22 protein-coding genes and 1 riboswitch are annotated in these 26159 nt (G+C 69.1%); of the genes, 13 read left to right on the top strand and 9 right to left on the bottom strand.

Annotation, left to right across the window (positions count from 1 at the left end):
* Positions 1–10: 10 nt before the first annotated feature.
* Positions 11–4330: a DUF3418 domain-containing protein gene (locus ACO0LV_RS04160; RefSeq protein ID WP_424786604.1), complete on the bottom strand. Its 4320-nt coding sequence runs from the start codon at positions 4328–4330 to the stop codon at positions 11–13.
* 72 nt (positions 4331–4402) lie between these two features.
* A complete protein-coding gene (locus ACO0LV_RS04155; RefSeq protein WP_424786603.1) occupies positions 4403–4540 on the bottom strand; it encodes a hypothetical protein in 138 nt (45 codons plus the stop codon).
* 159 nt (positions 4541–4699) lie between these two features.
* Here ACO0LV_RS04155 and ACO0LV_RS04150 point away from each other — a divergent pair, with 159 nt between their 5' ends.
* From ACO0LV_RS04150 to ACO0LV_RS04140, 3 genes are all read left to right on the top strand, one after another.
* Entirely contained in the window at positions 4700–5662 is a 963-nt protein-coding gene (locus tag ACO0LV_RS04150) for a GlxA family transcriptional regulator (protein WP_424786602.1), read from the top strand.
* 45 nt (positions 5663–5707) lie between these two features.
* On the top strand, positions 5708–6109 hold the full coding sequence (locus ACO0LV_RS04145; protein ID WP_424786601.1) for a VOC family protein: 402 nt from the start codon (positions 5708–5710) through the stop codon (positions 6107–6109).
* 76 nt (positions 6110–6185) lie between these two features.
* Positions 6186–6764 (top strand): histone deacetylase, encoded by a 579-nt coding sequence (locus ACO0LV_RS04140; RefSeq protein WP_424786600.1) that lies wholly within the window; start codon positions 6186–6188, stop codon positions 6762–6764.
* 174 nt (positions 6765–6938) lie between these two features.
* Here the strand turns inward: ACO0LV_RS04140 and ACO0LV_RS04135 are convergent, their stop codons facing one another.
* Entirely contained in the window at positions 6939–8621 is a 1683-nt protein-coding gene (locus tag ACO0LV_RS04135) for an MFS transporter (protein ID WP_424786599.1), read from the bottom strand.
* Positions 8622–8697: 76 nt separating this feature from the next.
* Here ACO0LV_RS04135 and ACO0LV_RS04130 point away from each other — a divergent pair, with 76 nt between their 5' ends.
* From ACO0LV_RS04130 to ACO0LV_RS04090, 9 genes are all read left to right on the top strand, one after another.
* Complete coding sequence (locus tag ACO0LV_RS04130) at positions 8698–9387, top strand: GntR family transcriptional regulator (RefSeq protein WP_424786598.1); 690 nt, start codon at positions 8698–8700, stop codon at positions 9385–9387.
* 16 nt (positions 9388–9403) lie between these two features.
* Entirely contained in the window at positions 9404–10495 is a 1092-nt protein-coding gene (locus ACO0LV_RS04125) for a mandelate racemase/muconate lactonizing enzyme family protein (protein WP_424786597.1), read from the top strand.
* A complete protein-coding gene (locus tag ACO0LV_RS04120) occupies positions 10492–11562 on the top strand; it encodes an Ldh family oxidoreductase (RefSeq protein WP_424786596.1) in 1071 nt (356 codons plus the stop codon). The genes ACO0LV_RS04125 and ACO0LV_RS04120 overlap by 4 nt, the downstream gene beginning before the upstream one ends.
* Before the next feature lie 67 nt (positions 11563–11629).
* Positions 11630–12709 carry a DctP family TRAP transporter solute-binding subunit gene (locus ACO0LV_RS04115; protein WP_424786595.1) on the top strand — a complete coding sequence of 360 codons (1080 nt, stop codon included), beginning with the start codon at positions 11630–11632 and terminating at the stop codon, positions 12707–12709.
* Positions 12710–12711: 2 nt separating this feature from the next.
* Positions 12712–13257: a TRAP transporter small permease gene (locus ACO0LV_RS04110; RefSeq protein WP_424786594.1), complete on the top strand. Its 546-nt coding sequence runs from the start codon at positions 12712–12714 to the stop codon at positions 13255–13257.
* 2 nt (positions 13258–13259) lie between these two features.
* The gene (locus ACO0LV_RS04105; RefSeq protein ID WP_424786593.1) at positions 13260–14534 is read left to right on the top strand and encodes a TRAP transporter large permease; all 1275 of its coding nucleotides are present in this window, start codon (positions 13260–13262) and stop codon (positions 14532–14534) included.
* 25 nt (positions 14535–14559) lie between these two features.
* Positions 14560–15942, top strand: a complete 1383-nt coding sequence (locus ACO0LV_RS04100; RefSeq protein ID WP_424786592.1) for an enolase C-terminal domain-like protein — start codon at positions 14560–14562, stop codon at positions 15940–15942.
* Positions 15939–17129, top strand: a complete 1191-nt coding sequence (locus ACO0LV_RS04095; RefSeq protein WP_424786591.1) for a fumarylacetoacetate hydrolase family protein — start codon at positions 15939–15941, stop codon at positions 17127–17129. Before ACO0LV_RS04100 ends, ACO0LV_RS04095 begins: the two co-directional genes overlap by 4 nt.
* An 81-nt stretch (positions 17130–17210) precedes the next feature.
* Positions 17211–18155, top strand: a complete 945-nt coding sequence (locus tag ACO0LV_RS04090) for a pirin family protein (protein ID WP_424786590.1) — start codon at positions 17211–17213, stop codon at positions 18153–18155.
* A 26-nt stretch (positions 18156–18181) separates the two neighbouring features.
* Here ACO0LV_RS04090 and ACO0LV_RS04085 read toward each other — a convergent pair whose 3' ends face one another.
* From ACO0LV_RS04085 to ACO0LV_RS04060, 6 genes are all read right to left on the bottom strand, one after another.
* Positions 18182–18868 (bottom strand): FadR/GntR family transcriptional regulator, encoded by a 687-nt coding sequence (locus ACO0LV_RS04085; RefSeq protein ID WP_424786589.1) that lies wholly within the window; start codon positions 18866–18868, stop codon positions 18182–18184.
* A 61-nt stretch (positions 18869–18929) separates the two neighbouring features.
* The gene (locus tag ACO0LV_RS04080) at positions 18930–19688 is read right to left on the bottom strand and encodes an SDR family NAD(P)-dependent oxidoreductase (RefSeq protein ID WP_424786588.1); all 759 of its coding nucleotides are present in this window, start codon (positions 19686–19688) and stop codon (positions 18930–18932) included.
* A complete protein-coding gene (locus ACO0LV_RS04075) occupies positions 19685–20521 on the bottom strand; it encodes a fumarylacetoacetate hydrolase family protein (RefSeq protein WP_424786587.1) in 837 nt (278 codons plus the stop codon). The genes ACO0LV_RS04080 and ACO0LV_RS04075 overlap by 4 nt, the downstream gene beginning before the upstream one ends.
* Positions 20522–20757: 236 nt before the next feature.
* Positions 20758–20949: a hypothetical protein gene (locus ACO0LV_RS04070; RefSeq protein ID WP_424786586.1), complete on the bottom strand. Its 192-nt coding sequence runs from the start codon at positions 20947–20949 to the stop codon at positions 20758–20760.
* Between the two features lie 118 nt (positions 20950–21067).
* Entirely contained in the window at positions 21068–24310 is a 3243-nt protein-coding gene (icmF, locus tag ACO0LV_RS04065) for a fused isobutyryl-CoA mutase/GTPase IcmF (protein ID WP_424786585.1), read from the bottom strand.
* A 53-nt stretch (positions 24311–24363) separates the two neighbouring features.
* A complete protein-coding gene (locus ACO0LV_RS04060; RefSeq protein ID WP_424786584.1) occupies positions 24364–24882 on the bottom strand; it encodes a MarR family winged helix-turn-helix transcriptional regulator in 519 nt (172 codons plus the stop codon).
* A gap of 151 nt (positions 24883–25033) precedes the next feature.
* Positions 25034–25134, top strand: a riboswitch (SAM riboswitch).
* Between the two features lie 58 nt (positions 25135–25192).
* On the opposite strand from ACO0LV_RS04060, the gene ACO0LV_RS04055 reads away from it, so the two are divergent.
* Positions 25193–26113: a methylenetetrahydrofolate reductase gene (locus tag ACO0LV_RS04055; protein WP_424786583.1), complete on the top strand. Its 921-nt coding sequence runs from the start codon at positions 25193–25195 to the stop codon at positions 26111–26113.
* Positions 26114–26159 lie beyond the last annotated feature (46 nt).

Genomic DNA, 26159 nt, shown 5'->3' with positions numbered 1-26159 from the left:
TGGTCCGGCCTCAGGCCGAGCCGACCTCGGCGAGGGCCTTGCGGATGCGCTTGGCCGAGACCGGGACCGCGGTGCCCAATTGCTGCGCGAAGAAACTGACCCGCAACTCCTCCAGCATCCACCGCACCTGCGCCAACTGCTCGGCGTGGGCCGGGTCGGTGGTGGCCCGGTCCGCGGCCCACCAGGCATCGTGCAGGTCCCGGATCTGCCAGGCCAGGTCCGCGTCCCGGTTCGGGTTCTCCGCGGCCTTGGCCAGCCGCATCGTGGCTGCCTGCAGGTACCGGGGCAGATGCATCAGCTGCTCCGGTGGGGTGGTGGTGAGGAACCGGTCATGAATCAACGCGGCGTGCTGGTCGCGCACATCGGTGAGCACATCGAGCAGTGCCATGGAGGTGGTGGCCTTGATCTGGGCCTGCAACTCCCGGGAGGCATCCAGGATCTGCACCGTCAGGGCCGCCAACCGGTAGATCTCATCCTCCAGCCGGGCCCGCACATCGGCCTCGACCTGCGCGAACGCCTCCGCGGTGCGCACCTGCGCCAGGTCCCTGCTCGCGGTGAGGGAGGCCACCGCGGCCCGGTGCAAACCGGTGACCAGGGCGGCGGTGTCCCGGTACGGGCTGGCCGCCAGGGACAGCGCCTCCCGTCCGCCCCACCGGCTGGAGACCCGCCCGGTGGGCAGAGCGGTGGTGTCGGCCAGCAGCCGCCGCACACCGGCGCGGTGGGCTCCGGATTGGGCCGCGGCATCCTGCAGCACCCGTAGCGACACCCGGCCGGTGGCCTCGCCCTCCACCACCAACGCCGGGTAGCCGCGGATCTCCAACCCGCCGGCGCCGGTGGCGGTGACCACGTCGGGGATCCGGTCCATCGCCGGCCATCCGGTCAGGTTCTTCTCCTCAGCCAGCCCGGCGCGCACGCCGCCCTGCGGGGAGGTCGCACGGTCGCCGTCGCCGTCGCCGTCGCCGTCTTCCGCCGACCCGGCACCGGCTGATGCCGCGCCGGCACCGGCCGCTCCAGCGCCCGCCGATGCCACTTCCGCGGTCCCGGGCCCGGCAGCCGGGGAACCGGCGCGTTTCCGGGCCGCCAGCAGCGCCGACTTCACCGCCGTGCGCACCGCGTCGCCGGACTGCCGGGACAACTCCCGCTGCAATGCCTCCAGATGCTGACCGGTGCCCAGCACCGCCCCGCGCTCGGCGTGCACCTGGAAGGTGATGCGCAGGTGCGGGGGCAGTTTCTCCGGATCGCGGTCCCCGGCACTGATCTCCAGCTCCGGGCGCACCTGCCGGGCGGCGGTCGCGAAGGCCTCGGCGAAGGAGACCGCTCCCTCCCCGGCCGGGGCCATCTGCTCCCACGGCGGCAACAGTTCGGCGATCGCCCGTGCGGTGTCCGGCGCCGGGACCAGATGCTTACGGATCGGCTTGGGCAGGGCCTTGATGCTGGCCACCGTCAGTTCCTGCAGGAGTCCGGGCACCAGCCAGTCGAATCCCTCCGGACGCACCCGGCCCAGCACCGCGATCGGGATGTGCACGGTGACCCCGTCGGCCTCGGTGCCCGGTTCGAACTGGTAGGACAGCGGCAACGTCAGGTCCCCCTGCTGCCAGACCTGCGGGTACCGGCCGGGATCGAGTTCCTGCACCTGCGGCACCAGCAGGTCCACGCTCAGATTCAGCAGGTCCGGGTGCTCCCGGCGGGCCTGCTTCCACCAGGTGTCGAAGTGCGCGGCGGTGACCACGTGCTCGGGGATGCGTTCGTCGTAGAAGTCGAACAGGCCGTCCTCATCCAGCATCAGGTCCCGCCGGCGCTCGCGGGCCTGGAGTTCCTCGGCCTCGGCGATCACGCCGGCGTTGTGCTCGACGAAGGCGTGGTGGGTGCGCCACTCACCGTCCACCAGGGCGTGCCGGATGAACATCTCCCGCGCCGCCGGGGCATCGACCCGGGCGTAGGGGACGGGCCGGTCGGCCACCAGGGTGAGCCCGTAGAGCATCACCTTCTCCTTGACCATGCCCGCACCCTGCCGGGTGGACCAGTACGGCTCGGAGTAACTTCGTTTGATCAGGTGGGCCGCCAGCGGCTCGACCCACTCGGGGCGGATCCGGGCCGCGGTGCGGGCGAACAGCCGCGAGGTCTCCACCAGTTCGGCCGCCATCACCCAGTCCGGGCGCTTCTTCGCCAGGTGGGAGCCGGGGAAGATCACGAACCGCGCCCCGCGGGCGCCGAGATAGTCCCGTTTGCGCTCATCCCAGGAACCGATCTGGGTCAACAGCCCAGTCAGCATCGCCTGGTGCACCGCGTCGGCGTCGACGTCCCCGGGTGCCTTCAGACGACCCAGATGGATGCCCAGCGGCTTGATCATCTGCCGCAGTTGGGTGTGCACGTCCTGCCATTCCCGGATCCGCAGGAAGTGCAGGTACTCCGCCCGGCACATCCGCCGGAACGCCGAGGACGACAACTCGGCCCGCTTGGTGCGCAGGTAGTCCCATAGCCGCAGGATGGACAGGAAATCGGATGTCTCCTCGGCGAACCGGCGGTGCTTGGCGTCGGCCTGCTGCCGGGCATCCGGCGGGCGCTCGCGCACATCCTGGATGGACAGTGCCGCCACGATCACCAGTACCTCGGCGGCTACCCCGAGCCGGTCGGCCTCCAGGAGCATCCGGCCCAGGCGCGGGTCGATCGGCAGGTGCGCCAGGGATCGGCCCACCTTGGTCAGGCGCAGCCCGGGAGTGGCCGACGACGACGCATCCCGCCGGGCTGTCTTCGCGGCGGTGGGGTGCAACTCACCCGGGCGAGCGGCGTCCGCGGGACCCGGACGGGCGGGCCGGGCACCGTCGTCGTCGGTGATCGCACCCAGTTCGGTGAGGAGGGCTACCCCATCCCGGACGGAGCGGGTGTCGGGCGGGTCGACGAAGCCGAACTTGGCGACTTCTCCCAGACCCAGGGCGGTCATCTGCAGGATCACCGAGGCCAGGGAGGTGCGCAGGATCTCCGGTTCGGTGAACTCCGGGCGGGATTCGTAATCGGCCTTGGAGTACAGCCGGATGCAGATGCCGTCGGCCACCCGCCCGCAGCGGCCGGCGCGCTGGTCGGCGCTGGCCTGGGAGACCGGTTCGATCGGTAGGCGCTGGACCTTGGTGCCCTTGGAGTAGCGGGAGATGCGGGCGGTGCCCGGGTCGATCACGTACCGGATGCCCGGCACGGTCAGCGACGTCTCGGCGATGTTGGTGGCCAGCACGATGCGCCGGTTGGAGTGCGCGGCGAAGACCCGGTGCTGGTCTGCCGCGGAGAGGCGCGCGTACAGCGGCAGGATCTCCACCTCGGGGCCCGGGCGGCCGGACAGGTGATTGGTGAGGGACTCGGCGCCGTCGCGGATCTCGCGCTCCCCGGAGCAGAACACCAGGATGTCGCCGGGGCCCTCGGCCATCAGTTCATCGGCGGCCAGGCAGATGGCGGTGGCCTGGTCCAGGGGTTCGCGCTCGCCTGAGTTTCCGCGGGAGCGTGTGGGACCGGCGCTTCCGCGGGAGCGCGCGGGGTCGCCTGCGCCGGTCCCAGCGCCGGTGCCGCCTGCGCGGCCGGGTGCTTCGTCGTCGTCCTCGGTTGTCTCCGTGTCCTGCACCAGGGGGCGGTAGCGCACCTCGACGGGGTAGGTGCGTCCGGACACCTCGATCACCGGGGCAGGGGTGCCGGGGGAGCCGAAGTGCTCGGCGAAGCGCTCCGAGTCGATGGTGGCCGAGGTGATGATCACCTTCAGGTCCGGGCGCTGGGGCAGGAGTTGGTGCAGGTAGCCGAGCAGGAAGTCGATGTTGAGGGACCGTTCGTGGGCCTCGTCGACGATGATGGTGTCGTAACGGCGCAGCATCGGGTCGCGCTGGACCTCGGCGAGCAGGATGCCGTCGGTCATCACCTTGATCAGCGTGGTCTCGGAGACCTGGTCGGTGAAGCGCACCTGGTAGCCCACGGCCTGGCCGACTTCCGTGCCCAGTTCCTCGGCGATGCGTTCGGCCACGGTGCGCGCGGCGATCCGGCGGGGTTGGGTGTGCCCGACCGTGCCCTCGATACCGCGGCCCAGGTCCAGGCAGATCTTCGGCAGTTGGGTGGTCTTGCCCGACCCGGTCTCCCCGGACAGGATCACCACCTGGTTCTTCTCGATGGCCTCGGCGATCTCCTCCCGGCGGGCGGAGACCGGCAACTGCTCCGGATAGGCCACCTTCGGGACGGCGTCCCTGCGCCGCTGGAGCAACTGGGGATCGGGCTTTCGGTAGCCCTCGCGACGGCGCTGGGGTCGACGACGTCGTGACCCGCGCTCGGGCCGCCGCTGGTTGTGCTTCGTCTCGGTCACCGCGCGCCATTGTCTCAGGCGCGCAGGCGGCGGTGAACTCAAGAGTGGGTTCGAGCCGGCGTGGCGATGGCGTCAGGGCAGTATGCGCGGAGCGTGCTCATAGTCCGAACGCGGGGGTGGGGCGGAGCCGTAACCGTCGCGGTAGACGGTCCGGACGGTGAAGACCACCAGGGACAGGATCAAGGCGAGTACGACGATGAGAGTAAACATGGCAGTTATCGTGCGCCCATTGCGTCTCTGCCACCAGTGGCAGATATGCCAACATCCGATTAGTTCCTGCCAACCGTCTCGTGGCGTCCTCCGGGCGATGCGGTGGCAGATATATTGCTACCCATTGATTTCCTGCCATCGGTGCAGGATGCTGGTGGGATGCGGAAGGTCGCGGTGATCGTGCAGGACGGCGTCGAGCCGTTCGGGCTTGGCGCGTTGTGTGAACTCTGGGACGAGCCCTACCACCCCGATGACGACAACCCGGTGTTCGACTTCGTCGTCTGTGCTCCCGAGCCGGGCCGGATCCGAGCCAACTCCGGTTTCGATCTGCACGTCGAGCACGGCTTGGACGCCGCGAGGGATGCGGACCTGATCTGCGTTGCCCCCAAGCAGGACATAACCGCCGATCACTCGGACGTGCTGGACCTGCTCCGCGAGGCCGACGCCGCCGGCCGGAGCCTGTTCTCGCACTGCACCGCGGCCTTCACACTCGGACGGGCCGGCCTGCTGGATGGTCGGCGGTGTGCCACGCACTGGCGTTATGCGGACCGTCTGATCGCCATGTTCCCCGAGGCCGTGGTGGACCGGGACGTGCTGTACGTGACCGACGGCAGCCTGACCACCGGTGCCGGTGCGGCCGCGGTGCTGGACGCCGGCCTGCACCTGATGCGCGAACTCTTCGGTGCGGGCACCGCAGCGACCGCGGCCCGGCGGATGGTGGTGCCCCCGCACCGCTCCGGTGGCCAGAGCCAGTACATCGCCCGAGCGGTCCCGGACTGCCGGGCCGAGACCCTCGGACCCCTGCTGACCTGGATCGTGGCGAACCTGCAGGAGGATCTGAGCGTGGAGGCACTCGCGCGCCGCGCGCACATGTCGGCACGGACCTTCGCCCGGCGCTTCCGGGCCGAGACGGGTCAGACACCGCACGCCTGGGTGGTCAGTCAGCGAGTGGCCGCGGCCGAGGAGATGCTGGAGAGCGGCGACGGGTCGGTGGAGTGGGTCGCCGACCAGGTCGGATTCGGCAACGCCGGCACCCTGCGTCAGCACTTCCTGCGGGAACGAGGCGTGTCCCCCCAGGCCTACCGGCGCACGTTCGGGACGCTGGAGAAGGCCGGGCGCTGACCAAACAGCTGGTGTGTGCAGACGGGCCCTGGGAAAGTGGCTCCCATGACTTCCTTCGTGTCACATACGACCATCGACGCCCGTAACGCCTATGAGATCTCGGAATGGTGGAAGCAGGTGCTGGACTACGGTGACGTGCCCGGCGACCCGAACGAGCCGGGGCATGCGGAGTGCATGATCCAGGACGTTGACGGCAGTCACCGGATCCTGTTCCTCGAGGTGGAGGAGCCCAAGTCGAAGAAGAACCGCATCCATCTGGATCTTCGTCCCACCGAGGGTGACCGGGACACCGAGCTGGCGCGCCTGCTCGAACTGGGCGCCCGTGAGGTGGCCGATCGTCGAGGCAAGTACGGTCCGGGCACCGGGTGGGTCGTCCTGGCTGACCCGGAGGGCAACGAGTTCTGCATCCTGCGCTCCGAGGCCGAGGTGAGTGCGACCGAAGGCTGAGACCCTTTCGGCGAGACAGGAATTGGTACCAGTCGAGATGGTGGCCGCCGGAATCGGAGTCTGAAACCACAGCGCGATGGACGAGGTCTGGTATGTCAGTTACGGCTCGAACATGAGCCGGCAGCGGCTGCTGTGCTACTTGAAAGGTGGCTGCCCACCGGGCGGAGCTCGAACCTACCCGGGAGCGCGGGACCCGAGCCCGCCCACCGAGGCTGTGGCCGTCCACCTACCCGGGCGGATCTACTTCGCCGGGCACTCGCTGACCTGGGGCGGCGGGATGGCCTTCTACGACCACCACGAGCCCGGACCCACGCCCGCGCGGGCCTACCGGATCACGGTCGGGCAGTTCGCCGACATCACCGCCCAGGAAATGCGGAGGGAGCCGGTGGCCAACGGTCCGCTGGAGCAACTCCTTGCCGGTGGCCTCACCGACTCAAGCCACCGCGTCGGGCCTGGTCGGTACGAGACTTTGGTGGACGTCGGTGCACGGGATGGGCTGCCGATGCTGACCTTCACCAGCCCGGGTGGGCTCGACCGTGCCGAGCACGTGGCCCCTACCGCGGCCTACCTGGCCATGCTTACGCAAGGGCTGCGGGAGGGCCACGGCTGGTCCGACGAGCGCATCGCCGTCTATCTGGAGGGCGTGCTGCCCTGAGCGGCGATGCGGGGCGCTTGGTCGGACGCCGTACCGGTGGGCGCGCGAAAACGGTGCGGGAGTCGCGGTCCGGGGGCTGTCAGCGGCCCGTTTCACCGCGGGCGAAGAACGCCGAGTAGGCACTGAACCCCCTGCCCCCGGATTCCTCGACTGCCGGCGTGAGACTCCGCTCCCTCACTCGGCCCTCGCAGGGCCCGTTGCCGTCGGCGCCTGCGGCACGGGTGTGTCCTCGGGCAGGGCCCGCCCCTCGTCGCCGGACTCGTCGTGCCCGCTCGGCGGGTTCTCGCTGCCGACCTCGTCGACGCCTGGGTCAGAGTCGATGCGCGCGTGCCGCAGACCCCACAGGATCACCGCCGCGAGTACCGCTAGTCCGAGCGTCGCGAAGGCGTAGGTGTTCCGGGTGGCGACGGCGAAGGCGTCGATTGCGGCAGCGTGCAGCGGCACGCCGAGTTCGTCCGGTAGCGACCGGGCGGTCGCGAGTGCCGAGCCGATGCTCTGCAGGCTCAGTTCGCGCGTGGCCTCATCCAGACCGGCCGGCAGGGTACCTCCGAGTCTGCTCTGGTAGCTGACGAAGGCGATCGTTCCCCCGGTGGCCAGTCCGATGGTGTTCCCGAGGCTCCCGGCGACGTCGGTGCTCGCCGAGGCCGAGCCGGTCTGCGCCGCGGGGGCGCTGTTGACGATGATGACCGCGCCGAGCGCGAAGACTGGTGCTGCGCCGGCAGCGATGATCGATACCGCCGCCAGCGCCGGCGCCACCGACGCCTCGCCCTGGAGCAATACGGCCATCAGCAGCGCTCCACCGGCGGCGATCAGTACGCCTGTTCCCATGACCGCGCTCGGCCGGACCCACCGAAGGAATGGCGGCGCCAAGACGGTCGCGACGATGGAGAGCGTCGCGGGGATGATCAGCAGCATGCCGGCGGTGAACGGGGAGTGCCCGAGCCCGACCTGCAAGTACTGGGCGAACTGCATGTCGGCACCAGCGGTGGCAAGGATCACCAGCAGGATCGCCACGAGCCCCACGGTGAACGACCGGGAGGCAAACAGTGCCGGGTCCAGCAACGGCGTGGTCAGCCGGAGTTGACGCCGGATGAACAGCAGGCCCGCGACGAGACCGACGGCGACCGCTGCCACCTGCGGCGGTCCCACGTTCCGGGAGGCGAGTTCCTGGCCACCGTAGACCACGAGCGCCACCGCGGTCAGGGACAGCAGCACACTCACCATGTCGATCCGACCGACCCCGCTCCCGGGAACCTTGGGCAGGGTCGGCGCCAACAGCGCCACCAGGAACGCGATCGGTACGTTGAGCAGGAAGATCGACCCCCACCAGAAGTTCTCCAACAGGGCGCCGCCGATGGGTGGGCCGAATGCCACCCCGCCGGAGAAGGCCGACATGAAGACGGCCACGGCACGGGAGAACTGGGCATCGGATGTGAACATGCGCCGCAGCAGGGCCATCCCCGCCGGGATCATGGAGATTGCCGAGAAGCCGATCAGCGCCCGGGCGGCTATCAGGTACTCGATCGAGGGGGCGTAGGCGGCCAGCAGGTTCGCACTGCCGTAGGCGAGTGCGCTGATGACCAGCAGCCGTCGCGGGCCGAACCGGTCCACCAGGCGCCCGGCGGTCAGCACCAGCCCGGCGCCGACCAGGTCCCCGATGTGCAGCATCCATAACTGCTGGGTGGCGGTGGGTTCCAGCGCCGCGGCGATCGTCGGGGTGGCCAGGAAGAGCACGGTCATGTCGATGGCGACCATGAACACCGGGACGGTCAGCAGGGCCAGACCTGCCTGCTCCGATGTATTAGCGCCGTCCTCCGCCGCTCCGGGGGTAACGATCACCGGATCGTAATCAAACATCGGAGCACTCAACCCTTGTCGGCCAACTTGTGTCCAAGTAGGGTGACGGCCAACCACCGAGATCAACGAGGCTTCGATGACCACTCAGGCTCGCGAGTCGCTGAGCGTGCAGATCTACACCGAGTTGCGCCAGGAGATCGCCACCCTGCAGTTGCAGCCTGGCACGATGCTGTTCGAGAACTCCCTGGCTGCCCGGTACGAGACCAGCCGGACCCCGGTGCGTCAGGCCCTGACCCGCTTGGAGCAGGAGGAGTTGATCGAGGTACTGCCCCAGCGCGGCGCGCAGATCGCCCCGCTGTCCATCCAGCGCATCATCGAAGCCCAGGAGATCCGTAACAGCCTGGAGGTCACCGCAATCCGCAAGGCGGCGGACCGCTGGCGATCGGCGGAGTTGAAGTTCCGCCGCTACGACGAGCAGATCCGGGAGAACCTGCGCGAGCAGGACCACGCCTCGAGCCAGAGCGACCTGGCCTCTTTCGCCCGCCTGGACGGGGAGTTCCACGCCATCTTCATGCGGGTGGCCGGAAACCTCCTGCTGCTGCACATGGTGGAACAGGCCCGGGTGCACCTGATGCGGATGCGCTACCTGGAGTTGCGCACCATGCGCCACGACGAGGTGGCCATCGCCCAGCACCGCCAGATCCACCAAGCCGTGCGGGCCAACGACGCCGAGCGCGCCGTACTGATCCTGATCGACCACCTGCAACTGCTCACCGCCGCCCGCGGCGAACTCGTCGCCGCCCATCCCCACCTGTTCTCCGCCTGACCCCGCAAGGAGCCCCGTGTCCCGAATCATCGACGTCTCGGTCCGCATGCTCGACATCCCCGTCGAGGTGCCCCGCTCCGACGCCATCCAGAGCTTCACCTCCCAGGAGACCCCGTTCGTGGAGATCCGCACCGACGACGGGCTCACCGGCCGCGGATACACCTACACCATCGGCACCGGCGGCAGCGCGGTGATGGCCCTGCTCCGCGATGTGTTCGTGCCCCAGCTGCCCGGTCAGGACGCCCGCCGGATCGAGGCGATCTGGTCCGCCCTGCACGGCTCCACCCGCGCGACCACCACCGGTGCGCTGACCTCCTTGGCATTGGCCGCCGTCGACACCGCCCTGTGGGACCTGAAGGCCCAGCGGCAGAACGAACCACTGTGGATCGCCGCCGGCGGCTACCGGCGCCTGGTCCCGATGTATGACACCGAGAGCGGCTGGCTGCACCTGGACGCCGACGACCTCATCGCCGGAGCCCAGGCGATGCGGGACAAGGGCTGGAAGGCGCTGAAGGTCAAGGTCGGCAAACCCACCATGGCCGAGGACCTCGAACGGCTCCGAGCGGTGCGCGAGGTGGTCGGTGACGACGTCGACATCATGATCGACGCCAACCAGGCCTTCACCGGCGCCGAGGCGCTGCGCCGCATTACCGCCTTCGACGACGCCGTCGGGATCGCCTGGTTCGAGGAGCCGCTCCCGGCCGATGACGTGCTCGGTCACGTGGAATTGGCCCGGCGCACCTCGGTGCCGATCGCGGTGGGGGAGACCCTGTACAGTCCGGCCCAGTTCCGCACCTACCTGAACAGCAACGCCGCGGCGATCGTGCAGGTCGATGTGGCCCGCATCGGCGGCGTCACCCCGTGGCTCAAGGTCGCCCACCTGGCCGAGGTGTCCAACGTGGACGTCTGCCCCCACTTCCTGATGGAACTACACGTGAGTCTGGTGGCGGCCATCCCGAACGGGCGCTACGTGGAGCACATCCCGCAACTGACCACCCTGACCCGCGCCCAGGTGGAGATCGACGGGGACCGGGCCAGCGCACCGGACGCTCCCGGACTGGGCATCGACTGGGACCTGGATCGGGTTGAGGAGCTGACGATCGCATGAGCAAAGTCCGCCTCGACGTCGCCCACGCCCGGAACGTGGCCGCCGCCCTGCTGCGCGGCGTTGGAGTGCCCGACGACGACGCGCACCTGACCGCCGACTGTCTTGTGTACGCCGACCGCCGTGGCACCGCCTCACACGGTTTGCTTCGCCTGCCGCTGTACCTGAGCGCGCTAGTAGCCGGGGGCATCAACCCGCGGGCCCAGATGCGCTGGGTGAACTCCCACCCCGGCGGCGGTCTGCTGCACGCTGACGGCGCCCTGGGGCAGGTGGCGATGGGCCAGGCGGTGGAGTTCATCGCCGAACGGATCGAGGCCAGCCCGGTGGTGGCCGTCGTCGTCCAGGACTCCACCCACTACGGCGCCGGCGCCTACTGGTCCGACCTCATCGCAGACCTGGGCTGCGTAGCCCTGATCACGTCCACCACCGGCCCCGTGGCCGCCCCGCACGGGGCGCACCGCACCATCCTGGGCTCCAACCCCTTGACCATCGCCCTACCCGCCGGCCCCGAGGGCCACCTCACCGCAGACATCGCCACCAGTGCCGGGGCCTACGGGAAAGTGGTGGAGGCCGCCAACGCCGGTGAGCAGATTCCCCCCGGCTGGGCGGTGGACCCGACCGGACGGCCCACCACCGATCCCGACCAAGCCCTGCGCGGGGCCCTGGTTGCGATGGGCGGCCACAAGGGTTCGGCACTGATGGTGGCCCTGGAGGGGCTGTCGGCGGCCCTGGGCTCAGCGGCCTATGCCTTCGAGACCGAGGACATCTGGGTCAATCCCGCCTCCCGGATGAACGTGGGCCACACCCTGATCGCGTTGAACCCGGCCTTCTTCGGTGGCACCGACCACACCGCCGCCCGGGTACAGACCCTGCGGGAGGCCGTGCGCGGTGCCGGCGAGCCCGGAGCGGTGCACGCACCCGGAGACATCGAACTGGCCCGCGCCGCCCGGCACACCCGCACCATCGAGGTGGCCGCCACTACCGTCACCGCCATCAATGACCTCGCCCAAGCCCACCACACACCCCTCCTCCAACCCGACGACCAGGCCCGAGATGACCCCGCTTCCTAGGAAAGCCCCACCCGTACGACCCACGCCCCGACCCCCGAAAGCACTCAGAAGTTCAAAGGAGAATGAGATGAAAACCCGCACCCGCACCATCGTCAGCCAGGTGAGCATGCTCGCCGCGATCGGCCTGGTCGCCACCGCCTGCGTCTCCAGCGAGGCACCCGGCTCCGGCGACGCCGACCCCGACACCGACGACAACGGCACCGAGGTGACCGAGGACGACGCCGACGACACTGACACCGCCGACGACGTGGAGACCACCACCGCCCGGTTCGCCTATGTCTACGACCCCTCCCACCCGGTGGGCAGTTGCGGCGTCCCGGCCATCCAGGACGGGCTGCAGGGCAGCGGCATCTCCATCGACGACTACCCCGCGGCGCAACTGGGCAATGAGGCCGAACTGCTGGAGCAGGTGGCCAGTGGTGGCCTCGAACTGGCTGTGGCCGGCCCTTCCTTCCTGGGTGTGTGGCACGAGGAGGCGGCGATGTTCGACGCCCCGTTCCTGTTCCGGGACGTGGACCACTTCCAGGAAGTCCTCGATGGCCCCATCGCCGAGGACGTCTGGGGTGACCTGGCCGAGGAGTCGGGTCTGAACGTGCTGGCCTCCTGGTACTACGGCACCCGGCACGTGACCTCGAACGTGGAGGTCAACACCTCCGCCGACCTGCAGGGGGTGACCCTGCGTGCCGCAGACGCCCCGCTGTACCTGACCATGGCCGAGATCATGGGTGGCTCGCCCACCCCGATGGCCCTGGACGAGGTGTACCTGGCCCTGCAGCAGGGCACCATCGACGCCCAGGAGAACCCCATCCCGACCATCGCCAGCCAGGGCTTCCACGAGGTGCAGGACTACATCAACCTGACCGGGCACATGATCCAGGGCGTCATGGTGGTCACCAGCGACCAGTACCTGGACTCCCTCTCCGATGAGGACCGCACCGCCCTGGAGGACGCCATGGTCGGGGCCACCCAGGCCGTGCGCGACTGCATCGAGGAGCAGGAGAACGACTTCGTCGAGGAGTGGCGCGAGACCGGTGAGATCACCGTGAACGACAACGTCGACCTCGACCACTTCCGGGAGCGGGCGATGGAGATCGTGCCGGAGAACTTCGCCTGGGGTGACCTCTACCTCGAGATCCAAGGGTCCTGACGGTGACGGCGGCGCCCACTGACCAGGATTACCTGGAGAAGAAGTCCCGGATATACGGCGTGGTGGTGTTCATCGAGCGCGTGCTCTCGATGTGGTTGCTCACCGCGTTGCTGGTGCTGATCGGGATCCAGGTGTTCACCCGGTACGTGCTGAACTCCCCGTTCGTATGGACGGAAGAGTTGGCCCGGTTCGTGCTGATCTGGTTCGCGTTCATGTCCGCGGCCTTCGTCATGGCGCGCCGCCGTCACATCACCGTGTTGCTCTATTCGGCTCGCTCCTCCGGGCGGGTGATCGCCGCGATCGACGCGTTCGCCTACTTCGTGGTCCTGGTGGTCTCGGCGGTGTTGACCTACGGCGGGTGGGACCTGGTGCGCGCAACCGGCCGGCTGCATGCCCCGGCCACCGACCTTCCGCTGAGCCTGGTCTATGCGGCGCTGCTGGTTGGGTCGGTGCTGATGACAGTGCACGCCGCGTTCAACATATACCTGGCCGCCCGGTACCCGGGCCGGTACCAGGAGCAGGACGACATCGAAAAGATCGGACTCTAGAGATGACCGTTCTGTGGATGGTTCTGGCTCTGCTGCTGCTGCTGGGGCTGCGTGTCCCGGTGGCGTGGGCCCTGCTGGTGCCGGCCCTGGTGTACGTCGTACTGGACGGCTCGGCGAGTTTCCAGATCGCCGCCCAGCAGACCGTCTCCGGGGTGAACACGTTCCCGTTGCTGGCGGTGCCGCTGTTCATCATGCTGGGCAACATCGCCAACGTCTCCGGCATCTCCGACCGGTTGTTCAATGCGGCCACCGCGCTGCTGGGTCACTTCCGCGGCAGCCTGGGCTACGTCAACGTGTTCACCAGTTTCGGGTTCGCGTGGATGAGCGGCGCGGCGATCAGTGACGCCGCGGCGCTCGGCCGGGTGCAGGTGCCGGCGATGCTCAAGCGGAACTATCCCGAGGGCCTGACGCTGGGTATCACGGCCGGTTCATCGCTGATCGCCCCGATCCTGCCGCCGTCGATCCCGGCGATCATCTACGCCGTCACCGCCGGGATCTCGGTGGGTGCGCTGTTCATCGCCGGGATCGTGCCCGCGCTGCTGCTGCTCACGGTGCTGTGCGTGACGGTGTTCGTCTCCCTGCGCAAGCGCAACGACCTGCGCCTGGCCAAGGCCAGTGTCCGGGACCAGGTGACGCTGTCACTGAAGGCCCTGCCGGCGCTGGGCGCGGCAATCGTGGTGCTCGGCGGGATCCTGGGCGGGATCTTCACCCCCACCGAGGCCGCCGGGATCGGCGTGGTCTACATGACCGTACTGGCGATCTTCTACGGCGCGATGAACTGGCACAACGTCAGGCGCGTGCTGCAGAACACGGTGGAGACCACCGGGTCGGTGCTGATCATCGTGTGCGCAGCGGCGTTGTTCGGTTGGGTCCTGGCCCGTGAACGGGTCCCGCAACTGGCCGGGGAGTTCATCTTCGGCCTGACCGAGAACCCGATCGTGTTCCTGCTGCTGCTGAACGTGCTGCTGTTCATCATCGGGGCGATCATCGAGCCGACCGCGGCGATCCTGGTGCTGGTCCCGGTGCTGGCTCCGGTGGCCACCCTGTACGGGCTCGACCCGCTGCACGTGGGCTCGGTGATCATCTTCAACCTGATGCTGGGCCTGCTCACCCCACCGGTGGGACTGGTGCTGTTCGTGCTGTCCAGCGTGACCGACATACCGGTCTCACGGATCATCCGCGGAGTGGTGCCGGTGTACGTGCCGCTGGTGGCCGTGCTCCTGCTGATCAGTTTCATCCCGTTCTTCACCACCTGGCTGCCCGGAGTTCTCGGGTAGCCGCCCGTTAACCGAAAGGACCTTCATGACCACCATCGCCTCGGTGCGCACCGACGACGTGCGGTTCCCCACCTCCCTGGAGCTGGACGGCTCCGACGCGGTCAATGTGGACCCGGACTACTCCGCGGCCTACGTGCAGATCACCACCGAGTCCGGGGAGAGCGGGCACGGCCTGGTGTTCACCGCCGGGCGCGGGAACGAGATCGTGGCCCGGGCCATCGACTCCTACGGTGACCTGCTCATCGGCAAGAACACCGATGAGTTGCTGGCGGACCTGGGCGCGGCGGCGAAACTGCTCGTACACGACTCGCAGATGCGCTGGCTGGGCCCGGAGAAGGGGGTGAGCCACATGGCCGCCGGGGCGCTGATCAACGCCCTGTGGGACCTGGCCGCCCGCCGCGCGGGCACACCGCTGTGGCGGTTCATCGCGGAAATGGAGCCGGAGGAGATCGTGCGTGCGGTCGACTTCACCCACATCACCGACGCGCTCACGCCGGAGGAGGCCCTGGAGATCCTGCGCAGGGGCCAGGAAGGCAAGGCCGAACGGATCGAGCAACTCCAGCGCGAGGGCTTCCCCGCCTACACCACCACCCCGGGCTGGCTGGGCTACTCCGATGAGAAGCTCATCCGGTTGAGCAAGGAGGCCGTGGCCGACGGGTTCGACCTGATCAAACTCAAGGTGGGCGGCTCCTTGGAGGACGACCGGCGGCGCATGGATCTGGTCCGTCGCGAACTCGGTCCGGACCTTCGGGTGGCCATCGATGCCAACCAGCGTTGGGACGTGAACGAGGCGATCGAGTGGGTGAACGCGTTGGCCGAGTTCGACCCGTGGTGGATCGAGGAGGCCACCAGCACCGATGAGATCCTGGGGCATGCGCGGATCCGCGCCGAGGTGGCGCCGGTGAAGGTGGCCACCGGTGAGGCGGTGGCGAACCGGATCGTGTTCAAGCAACTGCTCCAGGCCGGTGGGATCGACATCATGCAGATCGACGCCACCCGGGTGGCCGGGGTGAACGAGAACCTGGCGAATCTGCTGCTGGCCGCCAAGTTCGGGGTTCCGGTCTGCCCGCACGCCGGCGGGGTGGGGCTGTGCGAGTTGGTGCAGCACTTCTCCTTCATCGACTACGCGGTGGTGTCCACCTCCCAGCAGGACCGCTACATTGAGTTCGTCGACCACCTGCACGAGCATTTCGTGGAACCGGTGCGGGTCCGCGACGGCCGTTACCAGGCGCCCGTACAGCCCGGCATCGGCGCCGAGATGCACACCGCGTCGCGGCAGCGCTGGACCTTCCCCGAGGGCCCCGGATGGCAGGAGGTCGCCGGCAGGGCGGCAGTGACCGGCGCCAAGCGGGCCCACGCCGACTCCAGTGCCGACACCGACACCGACCCCATGGAGACGTCCCGATGAGCGCGGACCTGAACGAGACCCTCACCACCGCGAAACTGCTGCCCGACGACGTCGGCGACGCCACCCTGATCGGCCGGGTCTGGGACCCGGCAGCCGGGGGGCCCTCGGTGGTGCGGGTGACGGCCGAGGACGTGATCGACCTGAGCGGTTCGGTGGCCACGGTGCGCGACATCACCGAGCACCCCGACCCGGCCGGCTACGCGGCCGGGCTGGACGGGCCGAGCCTGGGGTCGCCGTCGGCCATCGTGGCCAACACCCCGCCGGAGCGGCGGGATGCGTCCCTGCCCGGGTTCCTCTCGCCGGTGGATGTGCACGTGGTCAAGGCCGCCGGGGTGACCTTCCCGGTGTCGATGATCGAACGGGTCATCGAGGAGCGCGCCCATGGCGACGCCGGCGCCGCGGCGAAGATCCGTGAGCAGATCGGCTCGGTGGTGGGCGGGTCGCTGCAGGACCTCAAGCCCGGCTCGGAGGAAGCGGCCCGGGTCAAGGACATGCTGGTGGAGCGGGGCTGGTGGAGCCAGTACCTGGAGGTGGGCATCGGCCCGGATCCCGAGGTGTTCACCAAGGCACCCGTGCTAGCCAGTGTGGGCACCGGGGTGGAGGTCGGGCTGCACGCGGACTCGGCCTGGAACAACCCCGAGCCCGAGGTGGTGCTGGTGGTCTCCTCCACCGGGCGCGTCGTGGGGGCCACGCTGGGCAACGACGTGAACCTGCGCGATGTGGAGGGTCGCTCCGCGCTGCTGCTGCCCAAGGCCAAGGACAACAACGCCTCGGCCGCGATCGGCCCGTTCCTGCGCCTGTTCGACGAGGGCTATCGGATGGACCAGGTGCGCGCAGCGGACGTGACGCTGACCATCGAGGGCACCGACGGGTTCCGGCTGGAGGCCAACAGCCCGCTGTCGAAGATCAGCCGGGACCCGGAGGACCTGGTCTCCCACGTGATCGGTGACCATCACCAGTACCCCGACGGGTTCGCGCTGTACCTGGGTACGCTGTTCGCCCCCACCCAGGACCGCGGGGAAGGTGGTTCGGGCTTCACCCACGCCCTGGGCGACATCGTCACCATCAGTGAGCCCGGTCTCGGGTCGCTGGTGAACCGGGTCACGCACAGCCACCAGGCCGAGCCGTGGACGATGGGTATCGACGACTTCTACCGCAACCTGCTGCAGCGGGGTCTGTTGCGCTGAGGTGACGCGGGGGTCTCAGCGCAAGGCCGGTCGCCGCCGCTGGGACTGCCGCACCCTTCCGTCTGTGCCAGGGTGAACGGCATGGGCGATGTGCAGTTGATCACCAGCCGGGAGGTGCCCCTCGGGGGGCCGCGGGCGATGCGGGTGCGCCGGACGTTGCCGCAGCGGGCCCGGTCGCTCATCGGCGCCTGGTGCTTCGTCGATCACTACGGCCCCGACGATGTCTCGAGCACTGGTGGGATGGACGTGCCGCCGCACCCGCACACCGGCCTGCAGACGGTCAGTTGGTTGTTCACCGGAGAGATCGAACACCGGGACACCACCGGCGCCCACGCCCTGGTCCGGCCCGGGGAAGTGAACATCATGACCGCCGGGCACGGCGTGGCCCACTCGGAGGTCTCCACCCCCGGGTGTGACACCTTGCACGGGGTGCAGTTGTGGACCGTGCTGCCCGAGGCCTCCCGGCACTCCACCCGGGACTTCACCCACCACGTCCCCGAACCGCTCGCCCTCCAGGGCGCTGAGGCGCGGGTGCTGATCGGGTCGTTGGCCGGCCATACCTCCCCGGTGCCCGATTACAGCCCGCTGCTGGGTGCTGAACTGCTGCTCGATCCCCGCGCCGAGATCACTCTCGATGTCGAGGCGGATTTCGAGTACGGAGTGCTGGTGGACGCCGGGCCGGTGCACCTGGAGCAGACGCAGTTGGAACCGAGCGAACTCGGCTATCTGAGTCCGGGCCATGACCGGCTGTGGCTGACCAACCCGACCGACCGGCCCGCCCGGGTGATGCTGCTGGGTGGTGAACCGTTCGCGGAGCCGGTGATGATGTGGTGGAACTTCATCGGTCGTACCCATGAGGAGATCGTCGACTACCGCACGGAGTGGGAGGCAGGCTCGGAACGATTCGGACGGGTCCAGGGCTATACCGGGTCGGTGCAGCGCCTGCCGGCCCCGCCGATGCCCAAGGTCCGTCTGAAACCCCGCATGAACCCCCCCGGTGACGGCGACCCGAGCGCCTGGGGCTAGGACGGGACCGCCACGAGCGTGATGACTCAGTCCTCGGTGAGCCGGGCGGCGCCGTGCAGCCAGTGCTCCACCCCGGCGATGTGCGCTGCGGCCTGGGCACGGGCCAGGTCCGGGTCACGCATCTCGATCGCATCCAGGATGGCTGTGTGGTCGGCTAGGGTGCGTTCGACGACGCCGGCCTGGGTGATGCCGCGCCAGATCCGGGCGCGCACGGTGGCACTGGAGATCGAGTCGATCAGGCTGCTCAGGTAGTTGTTTCCGGCTGCGTCGGTGATGCCCTGGTGGAACCGCAGGTCGTGCTCGACCAACTCTTCCACCGTCGCGGCCTTGGCCACCTGGTCCAGGTCGGTGCGCAGGGCGGCGATCTGCTCATCGCTCATCCGGCTGGTGGCGCGCGCCGCAGCGGCCTCCTCCAGCATCCGGCGCACCTCGAAGATCTCCAGCACCGAGGTATCGTCGTGCAGGTCGATCACGAACGAGATCGCCTCGAGCAGCAACGTCGGGTCCAGGCTGGTCACATAGGTGCCGTCGCCGCGGCGCACGTCCAGCACCCGGATCACCTCCAGGGCCTTGACCGCCTCGCGCATCGACGAGCGGGAGAGCCCCAGGCGCTCGCTCAGTTCCTTCTCCGGCGGCAGCCGCATCCCGGGCTTCAGTTCACCGCTCATGATCATCGACTTGATTTTGGTGATCGCGTGGTCGGTGACTGCCATAGCGCTGAGCATAGTGAGGGGCGGGTTCGCCAGGGGCTGTACCGCGCTGAACGTACCGGCCTCAGGAAGGCATGCGCAGGTCGTTCATCCCGCCGTCGACCGACAGCGAGATACCCGTCACCGCTCCGGACAGCGGCGAAGCCAGGTAGGCGATCGCGCGGGCCACGTCGATCGGTTCGACCAGCTCATTGGTGGGCTGGCGGGCACGCAACTGCGCGAGCATCGTCTCGGGGTTCTCCGCCGAGGCGAGCAGCCGCTGTACCCACGGGGTGTTCACGGTGCCGGGGGAGACGCAGTTGACCCGGATGCCCTCACCGACGTGATCGGCCGCCATCGCCCGGGTCAGCGCCAGCACCGCGCCCTTGGAGGCGGTGTAGACGGCCCGCTGGGGCAGCCCCACCAGCGCGGCGATGGAGCAGGTGTTGACGATCGCGGCTGCCCGGGAGCGGCGCAGGTGCGGGATGGCGGCCGCGCTGACCCGTGCGATGCCGACCACGTTGATGTCCAGTACCTGCAGCCAATCCGCGGAGGAGTTCTGGGTGACATCGCCCTGGGCGCCGATCCCGGCGTTGTTGACCACGATGTCCAAGCCGCCGAGATCAGCAACGACCCGCTCGATCGCGGAATTGACCTCGTCATCGGACTGCACATCGGCCCGGTACAGGGGCAGCCCCTCCGGTGGCGCGCCCTCGTCACGGTCCAGGAGCGCCACCCGCGCCCCACGCTCGGACAACTCGACGGCGGTGGTGGCTCCGATCCCGGAAGCACCGCCGGTGACCACGGCCACCAGCCCCGCGAGGTCCTGTGCCGGGGCGCTCATGCCTGCACCAGTTCCTGGCGCTGACGGCCCAGGCCCTCGATCTCCAGTTCCATCACGTCACCGGCGCGCAGGTAGGGCTGGCCGGGTAGGCCCATCGCCACCCCCGCCGGGGTGCCGGTGTTCACCACGTCGCCGGGGTGCAGCACCATGAACTGGCTCAGGTAGTGGATGATGTGCCCGACGCCGAACACCATGTCCGCTGTGGTGCCGTCCTGGCGCAGCTCCCCGTTCACCCACAGGCGCAGGTTCAGGTTGCCCGGGTCGGCCACCTCATCGGCGGTGACCAGTACCGGGCCGAGCGGGTTGAACGTCTCGCAACTCTTGCCCTTGTCCCACTGCCCGCCGCGCTCGAGCTGGAACTCCCGCTCCGACACGTCGTTGGCGATGGCGTACCCGGCCACGCAGTCCAGAGCCGCTTGCTCGTCGGGCAGGTACCGGGCGGTCCGACCGATGACGACGGCGAGTTCGACCTCCCAGTCGGTCTTGACCGACTCGCGGGGGATGAGCACCTGGTCATCCGGGCCGACGACGGTAGCCGGGTCCTTCATGAACAGCACCGGTTCGGCGGGGATGTCCATCCCGGACTCGGCGGCGTGATCGCGGTAGTTCAGGCCGATGCAGACCACCTTGCCGGGCCGTGCGACCGGGGCGCCGATGCGGCCGGGCTCCAGCGGCGGCAGGCCCCCGAGCACACCGGCCCAGTCCACCTCACCCTGTCGGCCGAGGAACTCGCCGTCGATCTCCTCGGTCACCGTGCGCAGGTCGCGCCAGGTGTCGCCGTCCAGTACTGCCGGGACCTCAGCCCCGGCCGGTCCTACTCGCCCGAATCGCATGGTGTTCTTTCCCTGTTCTGGTGTGGTGTTGTCGGGGCTGCCGGGGGTTCCCAGATGCCAGCCCAAAGCCTAGTCATCCGATGTTTAGGGTGTCGACCTTGACCGGATGGCGGAACCTCGGGCTCGAAGTCGGGTGTGCCACCCACCTGCGGACCGATTCTCCAACGGAATCGGCTGGGGGTGTTCGTCGCTCAAGGCGTGTCCCTCGGGCGGGACCTCGGCCCGGGCGGGATGGCTCAGGCGCCGAGGCGCTGATCCCACTGCTCGAGTTCGCTCAGCAGCGACCACTCCCATCCGGTCAGGCCCTCGCCGTCCAGCCGGGCGCGCAGGCCGTCCTCGTCCCCGCCGATCAGGTGCAGGACCGCGTCGCGTTCGGCGCGCGCCTCGGCCTCGGTGGTCTCGGTGTTCTGCCTGGTGTGCTGTGTCATGATCTCCTCCGCATCTGCGGGCGATCGGCGCCGGTGTCCAGCCGATGCCATCTCCTCCAATGTCGCACCCGCTCAGCATGCACCCCGGCACCGACACTCCGCCCGGAAGCGTTCTGTTTCACACGTTGCGCCGGTACTGGCCGCCCACCTCGAAGAATGCCTCGGTCACCTGCTGCAGGGAACACACCCTGGCGGCGGTCATCAGTTCGGCGAAGGCGTTCTCGCCGGTCACCGCCACACGCTTGAGCCGTTCCAGCGCCTCGGTGGCCTCCTCGCGGTGGCGCTCCTGGAAGTCGGCCACGCGCTCCAACTGGGAGCGCTTCTCCGCCTCGGTGGCGCGGGCCAGCTCCACCGTGGCGACCTCGGGCTCCTCCGAGGGTGGACGGCGGAAGGTGTTCACGCCGATGATCGGCAGCGTGCCGTCATGCTTGCGGTGCTCGTACAGCAGCGATTCGTCCTGGATCTTGCCGCGCTGGTACCCGGTCTCCATCGCGCCGAGCACACCACCGCGTTCGGAGATCCGGTCGAACTCGGCCAGCACGGCCTCCTCGACCAGGTCGGTGAGCTCATCGATGATGAACGAGCCCTGGTTGGGGTTCTCGTTCAGTGCCAGTCCCCACTCCTTGTTGATGATCAGTTGGATCGCCAGCGCCCGGCGCACCGACTCGGCCGACGGGGTGGTCACGGCCTCGTCGTAGGCGTTGGTGTGCAGGCTGTTGGCATTGTCGTAGATGGCGATCAGGGCTTGCAGGGTGGTGCGGATGTCATTGAAGTCCATCTCCTGGGCGTGCAGGGAACGACCCGACGTCTGCACGTGGTACTTCAGTTTCTGGCTGCGCTCGCCGCCGCCGTACTTCTCCCGCATCGCCACCGCCCAGATGCGGCGGGCCACCCGCCCGATCACCGAGTACTCCGGGTCCATCCCGTTGGAGAAGAAGAAGGACAGGTTGGGTGCGAAGTCGTCGATGTCCATCCCCCGGGCCAGGTAGGACTCCACGTACGTGAACCCGTTGGCCAACGTGAACGCCAACTGGCTGAGCGGGTTCGCCCCGGCCTCGGCGATGTGATAGCCGGAGATCGAGACCGAGTAGAAGTTGCGCACCCCGTTGTCGATGAACCACTGCTGGATGTCGCCCATCATCCGCAGCGAGAACTCGGTGGTGAACAGGCAGGTGTTCTGCCCCTGGTCCTCCTTGAGGATGTCGGCCTGCACGGTGCCGCGCACGTTCGCCAGGGCGTGCCCGCGCAACTCCTCGGCTTCGGCGGCTGAGGGCTCGCGCCCCTCGTCCTGGCGGAAGGCGTCCAGCTGCTGGTCGATGGCGGCATTGAGGAAGAACGCCAGCACGGTGGGCGCGGGCCCGTTGATCGTCATCGACACCGAGGTGGCCGGCGACACCAGGTCGAAGCCGTCGTAGAGAGCCTTCATATCCTCCAGCGAGGCGATCGAGACACCGGAGGTGCCGACCTTGCCGTAGATATCGGGCCGGGCGGCAGGGTCGTGACCGTAGAGGGTGACCGAATCGAACGCGGTGGACAGCCGAGTGGCCGGCTGGCCCTCGGAGAGCAGTTTGAACCGCCGGTTGGTGCGGAAGGCGTCGCCCTCACCGGCGAACATCCGGGTCGGATCCTCATCGGCCCGCTTGAACGCATAGAGCCCGGCGGTGAACGGGAAGCGCCCGGGCAGGTTCTCCCGGCGCCAGAAGCGCACCATGTCCCCGGCGTCGCGGAAGCGCGGCAGTGCCACCCGGGGCACCTTCGTGCCGGACAGGGATTCCCGGGTCAGGCGGGTGGTGATGTCACGCTCGCGCACTCGCACCGTGTGCTCGGTCCCGGAGTAGACCTGCACCGTCGCGGGCCACTGCTGCTGCTGTTCGAGCACCTCGGCCGGCAACGCCCGGCGTGCGTCCTCGGCAAGCCGGGCCACGTCGTCGTGCGCCTTGCCTGCCGCGGACAACTCCTCGAGTGTGAACTCCAGGTGCTGCACCCGGCTGGCCGCATCGGCGTAGGTCTCGGTGTCGGCATGGTAGGCCCGGACCGTTTCGGCGATCTCGGACAGGTAGCGCACCCGTGCCGCGGGGACCACCGGGGTGATCATCGACGAGTACTGGACGTCGACTCTGGGCAACGCGCCCTCGCCCACGTCCAGGCCGCGTTCGCCGAGGCGGTCGCGCAGCTCCTGGTACAGCGCCGTCACGCCGTCGTCGTTGAAGGTGGCCGCGGAGGTGCCGTAGACGGGCATGTCCTGTGGCTTGGAACCGAAGGCCTCCCGGTTGCGCACCATCTGGCGGCCCACATCGCGCAGCGCATCCATCGCTCCGCGGCGCTCGAACTTGTTGATCGCGACCACGTCGGCGAAGTCGAGCATGTCGATCTTCTCCAGTTGGCTGGCCGCTCCGAACTCCGGCGTCATCACATACAGGGACACATCGGCCAGCGGAACGATGCCCGCGTCACCCTGCCCGATCCCGGGGGTCTCGACGATGATGAGGTCGAAACCCGCGGCCTTGAGGATCTCGAGGACGGCCGGTACCGCCTCGGGCACCTCGCTGTGCCCGCGGGTCGCCATGGAGCGGAAGTAGGTCTGCTCACCGCCCAGTGCGTTCATCCGGATCCGGTCGGCCAGCAGCGCACCACCGCCCTTGCGGCGCGTGGGGTCGATGGCCAGCACCGCGATGCGTAACCGGTCGCCCTGGTCCACCCGGAAGCGGCGCAGCACCTCATCGGTCAGGGACGACTTGCCCGACCCCCCGGTGCCGGTGATACCCAGCACCGGCACCGGGTTGCGCGCGGCCGCCTCGGCGTACCGGCCTCGGTCGGCCTCGCTGATGCGCCCCAGTTCGACGCCGGTGACCGCCCGGGCCAGCGCCGTCCGGTCACCGGCCAGGACGGCGTGGGCGTCTGCTCCGCCGAGTTCCCACAGGTCGACGTCGGCCTGTTCGATGACCTGGTTGACCATCCCCGGCAGGCCGAGTCGTTGACCGTCCTCGGGGGAGAAGATCGTCACTCCCGATTCGCGTAGCCGAGTGATCTCCTCGGGCACGATCACGCCGCCCCCGCCGCCGACCACCTTGATGTGGCCGGCGCCGCGTTCGGCGAGCTGGTCGACGAGGTACTCGAAGTACTCCACGTGCCCGCCCTGGTAGGAGGAGACGGCAACGGCCTGGACGTCCTCCTCCAGGGCGGCTTCGGCGACCTCCTGCACCGACCGGTTGTGGCCCAGGTGCACCACCTCGGCGCCCTGGGACTGCATGATCCGGCGCATGATGTTGATCGAGGCGTCGTGCCCGTCGAACAGGCTGGCAGCGGTGACGACGCGGACCGGGTGCTCCGGCACATGCAGGGGTCGTGCTTGTTCGGTCATGGCGTCCTCGGCTCACCGTCGGGTGCGACTACTCCAGATACTAGGACATCCAACTATTCCTCGATAGGGGGTGGCTGCACCTGATCGCCGCCGTCGGCGCGCATCAGGCCCAGCAACTTCGTCAGTTCCCGAACCTGTTCGGGCGGCAGACCGGGTCGGATGAAGACCTCGGCGTTGAGCGCGCTGGTCGCCTCCTCCACGGCCGTCCTCCCGGTAACGGTCAGGGAGGCCAGCACGACCCGGCCGTCGGAGTTGCTGCGCACCCGCTCCACGTAGCCCTGCCGCACCAGCCGCTCGACCAGGCTGGTCACACTGGTCGGGTGCACCTGCAGCAAGGAGCCCATCCGGGACATCGCCATCTCCCCTCCGGCGGCGAACGACAGTAACCGGAGCACCTCGTACCGGGCGAAGGTCAACTCCATCGGGCGCAGGACCGAATCGATGCGCTCGGCCAGCAACTGGTTGACCCGCACGATCGAGGTGACCAGGGCCATGCCGTCGGCGGCTTCAGCCCAGCCGTGCCGGACCCACTGTTGATGGGCCTGATGGATCGGGTCCCGGTCGGCGCGCACGCGACCACCCTACGGCGCAAGCCGAGTGCGTCCCGGGGCGTTGCGGACACCTCACGAGCGTCACGGCGCCAGCCAGACCGGAATCTCAGGGGATGAGACGGGCGGACTTTACTCTTGTGCCTGCCCGGCAGCAGGCCCGTAGTCTGGCTACCGACCATCCAGAGCGGCCGAGAGACCTGGCTCCACGACGCCGCAGCAACCCCCAACGGAAGCCTCCCGCGGGAAGGGTGCTCACGCCAGGACCGATGGAGTTCTTCATGCAGGCATCCCCCGACGGGCGCATCCGATGAGCACGGCTAGCCTTCTTCGTGTGCCCTCCGACCGACCGACCATCTCCTTCGAGCTCTACCCCCCGCGCTCGGAGAAGGGCGAGCGCGCCCTGGTACGCACCCTCGCGGAACTGGCCGCGGCCCAACCGGACTTCTTCTCCATCACCTACGGCGCGTCCGGCTCCACCCGGGAGACCTCACGGGAGTTGATCCGGCGGGTCGTCACCGAGACCGAGGTCACCCCGATCGCCCACCTGACCTGTGTGGGGGCCTCCGCGGGGGAACTGCGCGGGGTGATCGAGGACCTGCTCGACGAGGGGGTGCGCGACTTCCTCGCCCTGCGCGGGGACCCACCCGCGGGCGAACCGGACTGGGAGCCGCACCCGCAGGGGCTGACCCGCTCCAGCCAACTGGTGCGCCTGCTGCGGTCCATCGAGGCCGAACGGTTCGGCGATGCCGGTGCCACCACCGGGCAGGTGAACCCGCTGAGCATCTCGGTGGCGACCTATCCCGGCGCACTGCGCGACAAGACCGGTAACCCGGTGGTCGACCCGCGTGACATCGCCGCCCTGGTGGAGAAGCAGGAGGCCGGTGCCGACTTCGCGATCACCCAGATCTTCTACGACGCCGGGCACTACGCCGCGCTGCTGGAACAGGCCCGCTCGGCCGGGGTGCACATCCCGATCCTGCCGGGGGTGATCCCGTTGACCGACCCGCGCCGGCTGCGCAAGCTGCACCAGCTCACCGGCGTACGCCCCCCCGAGGGTCTATTGGCCACGCTGGATGGAGCTGCCTCCAAGCAGGAGGCCTACCGGCTGGGTCTGCAGGCCACCCGCTCGCTGGTCAACGACATCCTCGCCCTCGGGGCACCCGGCCTGCACGTGTACACCTTCAACACCGCCACGCCGGCACTGGACCTGCTCTACGGGTCCGGGCTGCGCCCGGTTCCCACCCTGGCCTGAGCCCCGGCGAGGAGCGCCCCACCCGGCCCCGCCGTCGTCGGCTTGA

It is taken from the genome of Pseudactinotalea sp. Z1739, from assembly GCF_049725055.1.
Lineage (GTDB): Bacteria > Actinomycetota > Actinomycetes > Actinomycetales > Beutenbergiaceae > CALKWS01.
The sequence above is the reverse complement of the archived record's forward strand: the minus strand, read 5'-3'. Positions and strand labels throughout refer to the sequence as shown.

What these genes read in the sequence shown, in the direction of transcription:
- ACO0LV_RS04155 (WP_424786603.1), bottom strand. Translation starts at nt 4,540, where the DNA reads ATGTTTACTCTCATCGTCGTACTCGCCTTGATCCTGTCCCTGGTGGTC.
- ACO0LV_RS04150 (WP_424786602.1), top strand. Translation starts at nt 4,700, where the DNA reads ATGCGGAAGGTCGCGGTGATCGTGCAGGACGGCGTCGAGCCGTTCGGG.
- ACO0LV_RS04145 (WP_424786601.1), top strand. Translation starts at nt 5,708, where the DNA reads ATGACTTCCTTCGTGTCACATACGACCATCGACGCCCGTAACGCCTAT.
- ACO0LV_RS04140 (WP_424786600.1), top strand. Translation starts at nt 6,186, where the DNA reads ATGGACGAGGTCTGGTATGTCAGTTACGGCTCGAACATGAGCCGGCAG.
- ACO0LV_RS04135 (WP_424786599.1), bottom strand. Translation starts at nt 8,621, where the DNA reads ATGTTTGATTACGATCCGGTGATCGTTACCCCCGGAGCGGCGGAGGAC.
- ACO0LV_RS04130 (WP_424786598.1), top strand. Translation starts at nt 8,698, where the DNA reads ATGACCACTCAGGCTCGCGAGTCGCTGAGCGTGCAGATCTACACCGAG.
- ACO0LV_RS04120 (WP_424786596.1), top strand. Translation starts at nt 10,492, where the DNA reads ATGAGCAAAGTCCGCCTCGACGTCGCCCACGCCCGGAACGTGGCCGCC.
- ACO0LV_RS04115 (WP_424786595.1), top strand. Translation starts at nt 11,630, where the DNA reads ATGAAAACCCGCACCCGCACCATCGTCAGCCAGGTGAGCATGCTCGCC.
- ACO0LV_RS04105 (WP_424786593.1), top strand. Translation starts at nt 13,260, where the DNA reads ATGACCGTTCTGTGGATGGTTCTGGCTCTGCTGCTGCTGCTGGGGCTG.
- ACO0LV_RS04100 (WP_424786592.1), top strand. Translation starts at nt 14,560, where the DNA reads ATGACCACCATCGCCTCGGTGCGCACCGACGACGTGCGGTTCCCCACC.
- ACO0LV_RS04095 (WP_424786591.1), top strand. Translation starts at nt 15,939, where the DNA reads ATGAGCGCGGACCTGAACGAGACCCTCACCACCGCGAAACTGCTGCCC.
- ACO0LV_RS04090 (WP_424786590.1), top strand. Translation starts at nt 17,211, where the DNA reads ATGGGCGATGTGCAGTTGATCACCAGCCGGGAGGTGCCCCTCGGGGGG.
- ACO0LV_RS04085 (WP_424786589.1), bottom strand. Translation starts at nt 18,868, where the DNA reads ATGGCAGTCACCGACCACGCGATCACCAAAATCAAGTCGATGATCATG.
- ACO0LV_RS04080 (WP_424786588.1), bottom strand. Translation starts at nt 19,688, where the DNA reads ATGAGCGCCCCGGCACAGGACCTCGCGGGGCTGGTGGCCGTGGTCACC.
- ACO0LV_RS04075 (WP_424786587.1), bottom strand. Translation starts at nt 20,521, where the DNA reads ATGCGATTCGGGCGAGTAGGACCGGCCGGGGCTGAGGTCCCGGCAGTA.
- ACO0LV_RS04070 (WP_424786586.1), bottom strand. Translation starts at nt 20,949, where the DNA reads ATGACACAGCACACCAGGCAGAACACCGAGACCACCGAGGCCGAGGCG.
- icmF (WP_424786585.1), bottom strand. Translation starts at nt 24,310, where the DNA reads ATGACCGAACAAGCACGACCCCTGCATGTGCCGGAGCACCCGGTCCGC.